This window comes from Xanthomonas prunicola (genome assembly GCF_002846205.1).
GTDB lineage: Bacteria > Pseudomonadota > Gammaproteobacteria > Xanthomonadales > Xanthomonadaceae > Xanthomonas > Xanthomonas prunicola.
On record NZ_PHKV01000015.1, the window covers coordinates 19,983 to 31,417 of the forward strand.

At 64.1% G+C, this 11,435-nt stretch carries 9 protein-coding genes; 4 read left to right on the top strand and 5 right to left on the bottom strand.

The window, feature by feature from the left end; genetic code table 11:
- Window positions 1-7: 7 nt before the first annotated feature.
- Window positions 8-1,570: a sodium/sugar symporter gene (locus XpruCFBP8353_RS21500; RefSeq protein WP_101365044.1), complete on the top strand. Its 1,563-nt coding sequence runs from the start codon at window positions 8-10 to the stop codon at window positions 1,568-1,570.
- A gap of 96 nt (window positions 1,571-1,666) precedes the next feature.
- Here the strand turns inward: XpruCFBP8353_RS21500 and XpruCFBP8353_RS21505 are convergent, their stop codons facing one another.
- Entirely contained in the window at window positions 1,667-3,523 is a 1,857-nt protein-coding gene (locus XpruCFBP8353_RS21505) for a sensor domain-containing phosphodiesterase (RefSeq protein ID WP_101365045.1), read from the bottom strand.
- Window positions 3,524-3,985: 462 nt separating this feature from the next.
- On the opposite strand from XpruCFBP8353_RS21505, the gene XpruCFBP8353_RS21510 reads away from it, so the two are divergent.
- Window positions 3,986-4,972: a cellulase family glycosylhydrolase gene (locus XpruCFBP8353_RS21510; protein ID WP_101365077.1), complete on the top strand. Its 987-nt coding sequence runs from the start codon at window positions 3,986-3,988 to the stop codon at window positions 4,970-4,972.
- 411 nt (window positions 4,973-5,383) lie between these two features.
- Here the strand turns inward: XpruCFBP8353_RS21510 and XpruCFBP8353_RS21515 are convergent, their stop codons facing one another.
- The gene (locus tag XpruCFBP8353_RS21515) at window positions 5,384-5,950 is read right to left on the bottom strand and encodes a response regulator transcription factor (RefSeq protein WP_101365046.1); all 567 of its coding nucleotides are present in this window, start codon (window positions 5,948-5,950) and stop codon (window positions 5,384-5,386) included.
- Window positions 5,947-7,173, bottom strand: a complete 1,227-nt coding sequence (locus tag XpruCFBP8353_RS21520) for an ATP-binding protein (RefSeq protein WP_162301150.1) — start codon at window positions 7,171-7,173, stop codon at window positions 5,947-5,949. Before XpruCFBP8353_RS21520 ends, XpruCFBP8353_RS21515 begins: the two co-directional genes overlap by 4 nt.
- 120 nt (window positions 7,174-7,293) lie before the next feature.
- Between XpruCFBP8353_RS21520 and ispG the strand changes: the two genes are divergently transcribed.
- Together ispG and XpruCFBP8353_RS21530 are read left to right on the top strand one after the other, a co-directional pair.
- A complete protein-coding gene (ispG, locus tag XpruCFBP8353_RS21525) occupies window positions 7,294-8,559 on the top strand; it encodes a flavodoxin-dependent (E)-4-hydroxy-3-methylbut-2-enyl-diphosphate synthase (protein WP_101365048.1) in 1,266 nt (421 codons plus the stop codon).
- Window positions 8,540-9,277 (top strand): phosphatase PAP2 family protein, encoded by a 738-nt coding sequence (locus XpruCFBP8353_RS21530; protein WP_101365049.1) that lies wholly within the window; start codon window positions 8,540-8,542, stop codon window positions 9,275-9,277. The genes ispG and XpruCFBP8353_RS21530 overlap by 20 nt, the downstream gene beginning before the upstream one ends.
- Here XpruCFBP8353_RS21530 and XpruCFBP8353_RS21535 read toward each other — a convergent pair.
- On the bottom strand, window positions 9,268-10,551 hold the full coding sequence (locus XpruCFBP8353_RS21535) for an MFS transporter (RefSeq protein WP_101365050.1): 1,284 nt from the start codon (window positions 10,549-10,551) through the stop codon (window positions 9,268-9,270). The two genes, XpruCFBP8353_RS21530 and XpruCFBP8353_RS21535, sit on opposite strands and share 10 nt — an antisense overlap.
- Before the next feature lie 195 nt (window positions 10,552-10,746).
- Window positions 10,747-11,424, bottom strand: a complete 678-nt coding sequence (locus tag XpruCFBP8353_RS21540; RefSeq protein WP_101365051.1) for an aspartate/glutamate racemase family protein — start codon at window positions 11,422-11,424, stop codon at window positions 10,747-10,749.
- Window positions 11,425-11,435: the final 11 nt, after the last annotated feature.

An 11,435-nucleotide genomic window follows, 5' to 3' on the forward strand; every position in this document is an offset into this window, starting at 1 on the left:
GAGTGCAGTGGGTTTGGCGACGTTGGATATCGTGATCGTGCTGGTCTACCTGACCGGCATCTTCGTACTCGCGCAGTGGGTGTCGCGCGAGAAGGCAGGCCACAGCAAGAGTGCCGAGGATTACTTCCTGGCCAGCAAGTCATTGCCGTGGTGGGCGATCGGCGCCTCGCTGATCGCTGCGAACATTTCGGCCGAACAGATCATCGGCATGGCCGGTTCCGGTTATGCCATCGGTCTGGCGATCGCGTCCTACGAATGGATGGCGGCGCTGACGCTGCTGATCGTCGGCAAGTTCTTCCTGCCGATCTTCCTGCGCAACGGCATCTACACCATGCCGCAGTTCCTGGAACAGCGCTACGGCAAGTGGATTCGCACGCTGATGGCGGTGTTCTGGCTGCTGTTGTACGTGTTCGTCAACCTGACCTCGATCCTGTGGCTGGGGTCGATCGCGGTCAGCCAGGTCACCGGCATGGACCAGACCCTGGCGCTGGCATTGATCGGCGTATTCGCGCTGGTCTACCAGCTGTACGGCGGACTGAAGGCGGTGGCGCTGACCGATATCGTGCAGGTCACCCTGCTGGTGCTGGGCGGGCTACTGGTGGCTGGGCTGACCCTGGCGCGCATCGGCGATGGCGCCGGCGTGCTGGCCGGCTTCCAACACCTGTGGAATGCGCACCCCGAGCACTTCCACATGATCCTGACCAAGGACAACCCGTTCTACAAGGACCTGCCCGGCCTGAGCGTGCTGCTGGGCGGGCTGTGGGTGATGAACATCAGTTACTGGGGTTTCAATCAGTACATCATCCAGCGCGCACTGGCGGCCAAGAACATCGGCGAGGCGCAGAAGGGCATGGTGTTTGCGGCGTTCCTGAAGCTGCTGATGCCGTTGGTGATCGTGGTGCCGGGTATCGCCGCAGTGGTACTGGCGCCGGATCTGGCCAAGCCCGATCAGGCCTACCCGACCATGATGCAGCTGTTGCCGACCGGCATCCTGGGCCTGGTGTTCGCTGCGTTGGTGGCGGCGATCGTCGCCTCGCTGGCGTCGAAGATCAATTCGGTGGCGACGATCTTCACGCTGGATTTCTACGCCAAGTTCCGCCCGCAGACCGAACAGAAGCAACTGGTGCGCGTGGGCCGTATCGTGGCCGCCGTGTCGGTGCTGATCGGCATCCTCACCGCGCGGCCGCTGCTGGGCAACTTCGATCAGGGCTTCCAGTTCATCCAGGAATTCACCGGCTTCTTTACCCCCGGCGTGGTGGTGATCTTCATGCTGGGCCTGTTCTGGAAGCGTGCCAACGAAGCTGGCGCGCTGACCGCGGCGATTGGTTCGGTGGTGCTGTCGTTCGCGCTCAAGTTTGCGTGGCCCGAGCTGCCGTTCATGGACCGCATCGGCGTGGTGTTCGTCGCTGCATTGGTGCTGGCAGTGGTGGTGTCGCTGCTGACGCCGGCCACGCAGGCACGCGATCTGATCCGCACCAACGACGTGGCCTACGGCACCACGCTGGGTTTCAAGATCGGCGCAGCGGGCGTCATCGCGATCCTGATCGTGTTGTACACGGTGTTCTGGTAAGCCCACACCGGCACGTTGATGTCGTCAAACGCAACGCGGCGCGGCACCGAGGTGCCGCGCCGCGTTGCGTTTGACGCCTGCGTTTCTGGTGCTGCTCTAGACGCGTGACGCGGCCAGGCTGGCGGCAAGCAGGTTGATCGGCGCGGCATGTTGCTCATGCCACGGCGTTTCCAGCCAGGTTTCCAGTGCGGCGGCAGGCATCGGTTTGGCGATCCAGTAGCCCTGGCCTTCATCGCAGCCCCAGGCGCGCAATTGCGTGTATGCCTCCGCCGACTCGATGCCTTCGGCGACCACACGCTGCCCCAGACTGTGGCCGAGCTGGATCATCGCCGGCACCAGAGTGCGGTCGGTGCGGCTGTCCGGCAACGAGCGGATGAAAGATTGATCGATCTTCAACGAACTGGCCGGCAGCTGCTTGAGATAGCTGAAATTACTGTAGCCGGTGCCGAAGTCGTCAATGGCGATATGCACGCCCAGCGCTGCGATGGCAGCCAGTTGTTCGGCCAGGTGTTCGGGGTGTCGGATCATCGCACTTTCGGTGAATTCGATTTCCAGCCGGCGTGGGTCCAGCTTGTAGCGATCCAGGCCGCGTCGCAGCAGGCCGGCAAAGCCGGGGCGATCCAGATCGGCAGCCGACACGTTCAAGGCCAGATTGAAGTCTAGGCCTTGCTGCTGCCAGCGCGCTGCCTGCGCGATGCCGTTGTCGATGACCCAGGCGGTGATGCGGTTGATCAGCGCAGTTTTTTCGGCCATCGGAATGAAGTCCGACGGCACCACCGGGCCGATCATCGGGTGCTGCCAGCGCAGCAATGCTTCCACGCCCACGCAGCGGTGATCGTGCAGATCCACGCGTGGTTGATAGTGCAGGCGCAACTGGCTGTTGCTGTCCAGGGCGGCGGGCAGCGCAGCGAGCAGGCGGAAGGTATTGCGCTGGGCAACATCGTGCTTGCGCTCGTACATGCTCCACGGGATGCAGCGCTCGCGCGCGATATCCACCGCGGTGGTCAGCGAGCGAATGGTGTCGGCGGCGCCGTAGCTGGACTGCAGCGAGACCGCGCCGATCGAAGCCACCGCGGTATGCGGGATGCCCTGATGATCCAGCGGCTCGGTGAACGCCTTGGAGATCTTGGTGCACAGCGTGGCCAGGCGCTGGCCTTCGGCCTGCGCCAGGAAGCCGAAGGTGGTGGGGTCCAACCGATACAGCAGGGTGCGGCCGGGCAGATAGGCAGTCAGGCGGCGCTGTGCCATGGCGACATAGCCATCTGCGTATTCCCAGCCAAGCGCCTTGACCATGTCGCGCAAGTAATCGCTGCCGCAGACGTCGATGGCCACCGCCGTGGTGGCCGGTGCGGTGTCGCGTTGCGACAGCCAGGTATCCAGGTCTTCGCTGAAACGCGAGCGATTGGGTAGCCCGGTTGGACCATCGCGGTAGGTAGTGCTGCGCAGGTTCTCCACGCGCAGCACGGCCAGGTCGCGCAGGCCTTCCAGCTGAGTGATCGCGACTGCGTCCAGTCCCGCGCGCGGGCTGGTGCCGATCACGCACAAGGTGCCGATGCTGTGGCCATCGCGCAGCTTGAGTGGTGCGCCGGCGTAGAAGCGAATGAATGGCGGCCCCAGCACCAGCGGGTTGTCGCAGAAGCGCGGATCCAGCCGCGCATCCGGTACCACCATCACGTCGTCCGAGCGGATCGCGTGCGCGCAGAACGCCTGGCTGCGTGGAGTCTCGCGCGCTTCCAGGCCAGTGCGGGCCTTGAACCACTGGCGGTGTTCGTCCACCAGTGACACCAGCCCAATTTCCGTCCCCATGCTGCTTGCTGCCATGGCGGCAACGGTGTCGAACACCGGGTCTGGTGGCGAATCCAGCAGGCACAGGCCGCGCAGCACTGCGAGCCGTGTGGACTCGTCCATCGTTGGCGGAAGAAGGGATTCAATGGGGGCGGGCAGGGAAGTCATGTGCCCGTATCGGCCTGAAGCGTAATCCCTTGATTGGAGGTGATTGACTCCGTTCAGTTGCGGCCGGGCGGTCCGTGGGCTGCGCTGGTGCTTATGGCCCCTGCGCCAGAAGTACACCGCACGCGCTCCATGACGCCATTCGGGTGGCGCAACAGCGCGACGCAGCTCTTTCGAGCAACCGGGATTTGCTCAAGCGGGAATGGGGGTTCAAACCACGATGCACGACGCACGTTTCGCGCAGCGAAAGCGACTAAATATTCGGCGTGCGCTGCCGATCATTGTCTTACCCGCAGCAATGCTCACTTGGCGCAACCATCTTGCATTGCTGATGCGACCCATGATTGTTGGTAGATCTCCGCTTTGTGATGCGCGTGCGACTCGTATATCTGACGAATTGACACGGTCTTCACTCGTGCCGTGGGTTCCGCCATCGCAGGTTTGTCGCTCTTATTTGGAATCATCGTGAACGCATTGCTGTCTTTTGCACAACGCACGCTGTTACTCGTCGCCGGTCTGGCGCTGTCATCTGCCGCCCATGCCGGGCTCACTGTCTCCGGCACGCAGTTGCGCGAGTCCAATGGCAATGTCTTGGTCCTGCGCGGCGTCAATCTTCCGCATGCCTGGTATGCGGGCCGTACCGATGCGGCGTTGGCTGCCATCGCCGCCACCGGCGCTAATAGCGTGCGCATCGTGCTTAGTTCCGGCTACCGCTGGACGCGCACGCCGGAAGCGGACGTGGCACGCATCATCGCCCGCTGCAAAAGCCTGGGCTTGATCGCCGTGCTGGAGGTCCACGACACCACCGGGTATGGCGAAGACACCGCAGCGGCGAATCTGGTCAATGCGACCAATTACTGGGTCAGCATCCGCAAGGCGCTGGTCGGCAACGAAGACCATGTGGTCATCAATATCGCCAACGAACCGTTCGGGAACCGCCTCAGTGCCAGCGAATGGGTCAACGGACATGCCAACGCCATCGCGACCTTGCGCAAGAATGGATTGACTCATGCGTTGATGGTGGATGCGCCGAACTGGGGCCAGGATTGGCAGTTCTACATGCGCGATAACGCTGCTGCCCTGCTCGCGCGCGACAGCCGACGCAACCTGATTTTCAGCGTGCACATGTACGAAGTGTTCGGCAGCGATGCCACGGTCAACACGTATTTGCGCGCCTTCAGCGATAAAAAGCTGGCGTTGGTAATCGGCGAATTCGGTGGCGACCATCGCGGTGCGCACGTGGACGAAGCGGCGATCATGCGCCGTGCACGCGACTACAACGTCGGCTATATGGGCTGGTCGTGGTCGGGCAACGACAGCAGCACGCAATCGCTGGACATCGCGATCGGCTGGAATTCCGCAAAACTGAGCACCTGGGGCCACAACTTGATATTGGGCACCGATGGCATCGCAGCGACCTCGCGCAGAGCCAGCGTATTCGGCCCGCGCTGAGCTTGAAGCCCTGCAGTCAGAATCTGTGATTTTTCAGCGCGTGTGGAGAGGGCACTGCAAACGGGCGATCTGCGTTGTTGCTGGGAGGACCAGTCAATATGGTCAGCGTGCATAGCGTCGATAAGCAGGCAGTTAACGGTCTGGCTAGGTGAGGTCACCGCGGACTGGACTTTGCGTTCGCTGCAGGGCCCTTGCCCACCCACCAGCGTGGGACACGCTGCAAGTACGTGCTTGTGCTTTCTTTGGCGGCATCCATTGCCGTCAAGGAGCCTCCAGGGACGGATTCATGGCGCGTCCGGCGAGTGGTGAGGGCACCGCACCCTCGACTCAATCAGCGTTTGACTTACGTATCGGACCTCACTCGATAAAACGAACGGGTCGACGTCGCGACGCCAACTCGCAACGGCACGGCTAGCGTAACGGCCCAGGGCTTGGCCGCTTCGTCAGCTTGCGCTGCAGGGAGCGGCGGTGCATGCCGAGCAGGCGTGCCGCCGCCGATACGTTGCCGCCGGTTTCGTGCAGCGCCTGCTGGATGTGCTCCCATTGCAGGCGGCTGAGCGGCGTCATCATCTCCTGCGCTGTTTCTTCTTCATCCGGCTCGGGCAGATCGTCGTCCTCTTCGCCCAGCGCCCGCATGATGGTGGGGATGTTGGCTGGCTTTGGCAGGTAATCGTCGGCGCCGAGTTTGATTGCCTCCACCGCCGTGGCAATGCTTGCGTAACCGGTGACCAGCAGAATGCGCATGTCGGCGCGGATCTCGCGCAGCGGCTGGATCAGGCTCAGGCCGGAATCGTGGCCGAGCTTGAGATCGATCAACGCAAAGTCCGGCAGCGCGCTGCGTGCAGTGGACAACGCGCTGGCCGCATCGGTGGCGGTGAGCGTTTCCACTCCGCGGCGTGCAAGGCTGCGTTGCAGCGTGCGCAGGTACAAGGTGTCGTCGTCGACCAACAGGCCGGTGCGGATCGGGGGACTTGTCATGCGAGTGCCTCGTGTTCGGAGAGCGGCAGACGGAAACCGACGCGCGCGCCGCTGCCTTCGGCGGGCAGCATCCACAACTCGCCTTGCAGGCGCTCGACGGTGGCATGCGACAGCGCCAGCCCAACGCCCATGCCGTCGTGCTTGCCGCTGTTGAACAAGGTGCCCGGCAGCATGGCTTGCGCGGTGTCGAAGCCGGGGCCGTAATCGCGCACCTCGCCGCTGAGATGGTCCTGCTCCACGCGCAGGGTCAGATCGATCTGCGGGCGCCCGGCGCGTTCGCCGGCATCGGCGGCATTGTTGAGCAGCACCATCAGCAGATGGCTGACGCCCGGCTGCAGCATCAGCCGCATCGGTGCGTCCTCGTTGCGGCGCAGCTCGATGGTAGGGCGTACCAGCCGCCATTGCTCCAGCACTTCCTGCACCGCCACTTCGCGGCTCAGGTGGCCGTTGTCGGCAGGCTGAGCCAGCGCCAGCACGCGCTCGTGGCACTGCACCAGCAGCTCGCGCAGCGTGTCCAGGTCTTCGCGCAGCTCGTTCTGGTCGCACTGGTCGGCAATGTCGTCGACCAGCAGCGTCATCGTGGCCAGTGGGGTGTTGAGTTCGTGCGCCACCGACGCTGCATGGGTGGCCAACGCCACGATGCCTTCGTTACGCGCGAAGCGCTCGCGCAGGGTGGAAATTTCGCGCTCGCGTTCGCGCATCGACAACGCCAACCGCGTGGCGAAGGCCAGCACCACCACCGTGGACAGCAGGAAATTGGCCGCCATGCCCCACATGTGCAAGGTGAGCGGGTCGAAGCCGCCGTAAGGCAGCGGTAGCCCGAACGCAGCACTGATGACATAGCCGGCAACGCACGAGGCCGCGACCGCCATCGCCCAGCTCAACGGCAGCGCCAACGCGGCCAGTGCGATCAGTACCAGGAACAACGAACCGAACGGATTGGCGATGCCGCCGCTCCAGCCCACCATCCAGGTCAGCACCGTCACATCGACCAGAATGTGGCCGAACTCGGTAGCCGGGCTCACCGCACCGCGATGGGCGACACGCAGCTGCGCATACAGGTTGAACACCGCCAGCGCGGCGACACCGGCCCAAAGAGGCTGCTGCGGCAGGTTCAGACCCATCAGCCCGGTCGCGACCAGGATGGTGGCGGCCTGGCCGGCGGTGGCCAGCCAGCGCAGGCTGCACAGGGTCCGCAGGAAGGAAGCGTCGGAGCTATTCATCACGGCAATCCTATGCGCTCACGGACGTGATGGCCTGCGACAAACCGTCGCATCGGCCCGGATGGCGGCCCGCACGGCGCTTCAGCTGTGAGCGGACGACGGACAGGCTAAAATAGCGGCATGTACGACGCCGTGACTCGCCCAACCCCTCCCGCCGACGCCACCGCCTGGCCGCGCCGCATCACCCAGGCCGTCAAAATCGGCAGCGTGGTCGTGGGCGGCGGCCACCCGGTGGTCGTCCAATCGATGACCAACACCGACACTGCCGACATTGCCGGCAGCGTCAAGCAGGTGGCCGAGTTGTGGCGCGCCGGCTCGGAGATGGTGCGCCTGACCGTCAACAATGCCGAGTCTGCTGCCGCCATCCCGCGCATCGTCGACAAGCTGCGCATGATGGGGATCGACGTACCGTTGATCGGCGACTTCCATTACAACGGCCATCAGTTGCTCGCGGCAGAGCCGGCCTGCGCCGAGGCGCTGGCCAAGTACCGCATCAATCCCGGCAATGTCGGTTTCGGCAAGAAGAAGGACCTGCAGTTCGCGCAGTTGATCGAGTTCGCGATCAAGTACGACAAGCCGGTGCGCATCGGCGCCAACTGGGGCTCGCTGGACCAGTCGCTGGCCACGCAGCTGATGGACGAAAATTCGCAGCGCGAAACGCCGTGGGACGCCGGCCGCGTCTTGCGCGAGGCGCTGATCCGCTCGGCTGTGGATTCGGCCGAGCGTGCGGTGGAATTGGGCTTGCCGCGCGAGCGCATCATCCTGTCGGCCAAGGTGTCCGGCGTGCAGGAGCTGATCGCGGTGTATCGCGACATGGCCGCGCGCTGCGATTTCGCGCTGCATCTGGGCCTGACCGAAGCCGGTATCGGTAGCAAAGGCATTGTCGCCTCGGCGGCGGCACTGAGCGTGCTGCTGCAGGAAGGCATCGGCGACACCATCCGTATTTCGCTGACCCCGGAGCCGGGGCAGTCGCGTACCCAGGAAGTGATCGTCGCGCAGGAGCTGCTGCAGACCACCGGCCAACGTGCATTCACTCCGATGGTCACCGCCTGCCCGGGTTGTGGCCGCACCACCTCCGAGTTCTTCCAGGAGCTGGCCGGGGTGGTGCAGAACCACGTGCGCGCCAAGATGCCGGAGTGGAAGATTTCCAACCCCGGCGCCGAGAACATGACCCTGGCGGTGATGGGCTGCGTGGTCAACGGCCCGGGCGAATCGCGCCACGCCAATATCGGTATCTCGCTGCCAGGTACGGGCGAAGCGCCTTCGGCGCCGGTGTTCATCGATGGCGAAAAGAGCGTCACCCTGCGTGGCGAAAACATCGCCTACGAATTCATCGATTTGATCGATCAGTACGTCGAACGCACCTATGTCCGCCGCGCCGGCTGAATCGCCGGCCGGCTTCAGCGCGTGGTTACGCATCAATGCATGGCGCATGGCGCTGCTGTTTGCCGGTGTGCTGCTGCCGCTAGGTCTGTTCGTAGACCTGGCCGATGAAGTGCATGCGCTGGAAAACGTCTATTTCGACGAACCCTTGCTGTGGAGTATGCGCAGCATCGCCACGCCCGGGCTGGATACGTTTTTCGGGGTGATCTCCAAGGTGGGCTACCAGTACGGCGTGATCCCGATGGATATCGCGATCGTGCTGGTGCTGCTGGCGTCACGGCGCTGGCGCGAGGGCACCTTTGCAGCGCTGGGCTTCGGCGGTTCGGCGTTGTTGAACATGGGTGCCAAGCAGTTCTTTCAACGCGACCGGCCCAGCCTGTGGGAGTCGATCGCACCGGAAAGCACCTTCAGTTTTCCCAGCGGGCATGCGATGGGCTCGATGACGCTCGTCGCAGTGGTCGTTGCGCTGGCCTGGAACACGCGCTGGCGCTGGCGGGTGACCATCGCCGCCAGCCTGTTCGCGGTGCTGGTCGGCGTGTCGCGAATCTACCTGGGCGTGCATTACCCCTCCGACATCCTCGGCGGTTGGTCGGCCGCCTTGGTGTGGGTAGTGGGGCTGTATCTGGTGATGTTCCGCGGCGCGCGGCGACCGCACTGGCGCACGCCGAGCGGTGGAGCGGTGGAGCGGCCTGGGCGCGTACCGTTCGCCGATCAAGAGTGACGGGTACGCTCTCGTTGCGATAGCCGGGCGCCAACGATGGCTCCGATAGATGCCAGCAAAATCACGTAATACGCTGGCCCCATCGGGTGCTGCTTGAGTAGCATCACTACGAGCAGCGGGGTCAGGCCGCCGAACACGGCATAACCCAGGTTGTAGGCGAACGAGACACCGGACAGACGAACGACCGGTGGGAACGCTTCGACCATCACCCGTGGAATCGCACCCAGCACACCCAGCGCAGCGCCGAGCAGGGCATACAGCGGGAACAGGAGGTGCGGGTCGCCCGCCAGCCGATAGAACAGCCATGCGCTGATGCCCAGAAACACGCTGCCGGCCAGCAGAACACGTCCGTTGCCCCAGCGGTCAGACAGCGCGCCGGCGACCACCGAACCGATCGCCTGCAGCAGCACTGCCAGAAGATTGGCCTGCAACGCGACTGGCGCCGGATAGCCATACGCGCTTTGCAGCAGCGTGGGTGTCATCAGCGACACCACCAGCACTGCGGCCGCGATCACCCAGGTCAGCCACAACGCCAGTGCCAGGCTGCGCGGATGATCGCGCAGCACCACCTTCAGTGGCGTCTCGCGCGCCAATGCGCGCATGGCGACCAGCTCGGCGAACACCGGCGTTTCATGCAGCCAGCGCCGCAAATACACCGACAGCAGGCCGAAGATGCCGCCGGCCAGAAACGGTAGGCGCCACGCGTAGTCGACAATTTCAGACGCAGTGAACGTGCGGTTGAGCGCGCCGGCGCACAGTGACCCGAGCAGCACGCCGGCAGCCAGACCGGCGGTCAAGGTGCCGCAGGCCAGCCCTCTGTGCCGCACAGGAACGTGCTCTGCCACGAACACCCACGCGCTGGGCACTTCGCCACCGATGGCTGCGCCCTGCAGTAGGCGCATCGTCAACAGCAGTAGCGGCGCGACGATGCCGATCTGTGCGTAAGTTGGCAGCACGCCGATGGCAAGCGTGGGCAAGGCCATCAATCCGATGCTCAGCGCGAACATGCGTTTGCGGCCGAGCAGGTCGCCGAAGTGCGCCATCACGATGCCGCCCAACGGGCGGATCAGGTAGCCGGCAGCAAAGATGCCGAACGTCTGTAGCTGCCGCATCCACTCCGGAATGCCTAGCGGAAAGAACAACTCGCCGAGCACCTTCGCGAAAAAAATGAAGATGATGAAGTCGTAGAACTCCAGCGCGCCGCCCAGCGCGGACAAGCCCAGCGTTTTGTAGTCGTTGCCGGTGAGCTGTGCTGGCGGGGCGTCGGTGGTCATGCAGTCGCATCCTGTTGCGGGTGGCGACGCATTGCCATTGAAGCGTAGTAATGCGCCGAGGATCCAATGCTAGCCGCCATGCGGGGCCGTCGCTACGTCGTTCCCGCGAGGCAATGCCGATAGGGCCCATAAGACCTCACGCGAACACGCTTGCGTGCTTCGGCCATCGCGCGTTGTCTGGGTTTTTGTCGCAAATCAATCGGACACGCTTGCCAACGCCGCTGCTTCGGCGTGCAGTGCAGTGGTGTCGAACAACGGCAGCTGCGCATCGGTGCTGTCGACCAGCAGCGAAATCTCGGTACAGCCCAGGATGATCGCTTGCGCGCCGTGCTGGCCGAGGTCGGCCATGACCTGGCGGAAGTACGTGCGCGATTCGGGCTTGATCACGCCCCGGCAGAGTTCGTCGTAGATCACCCGATGCAGCACTTCGCATGCCTCGGCCGGCGGTATTAGCACATCCAGGCTGCGCGCTTGCAGGCGTTCGCGATAGAACGGCTGCTCCATGGTGAAGCGCGTACCGAGCAGGCCAACGCGGGCGATGCCCGCCGCCAGCAAGGCATCGGCGGTGGCATCGGCGATATGCAGCAAGGGCAGTGGCGTTGCAGCGATGATTGCATTGGCGACGCAATGCATGGTGTTGGTGCACAGCACGATGAAGTCCGCGCCGCCGGCGTGCAGCGAACGCGCGGCGGCCGCCATCTCGCGTCCGGCGCCTTCCCAGTCGCCGGCGTGCTGCAGGCGTTCGATATCGTGGAAGTCGACGCTGTACAGCAACAGTCGGGCCGAATGCAGCCCGCCACGTTCGCGGCGGATGGCCTGATTGATATGGCGGTAGTAGGACAGGGTGGACTCCCAGCTCATGCCGCCGATCATCCCGATGGTTT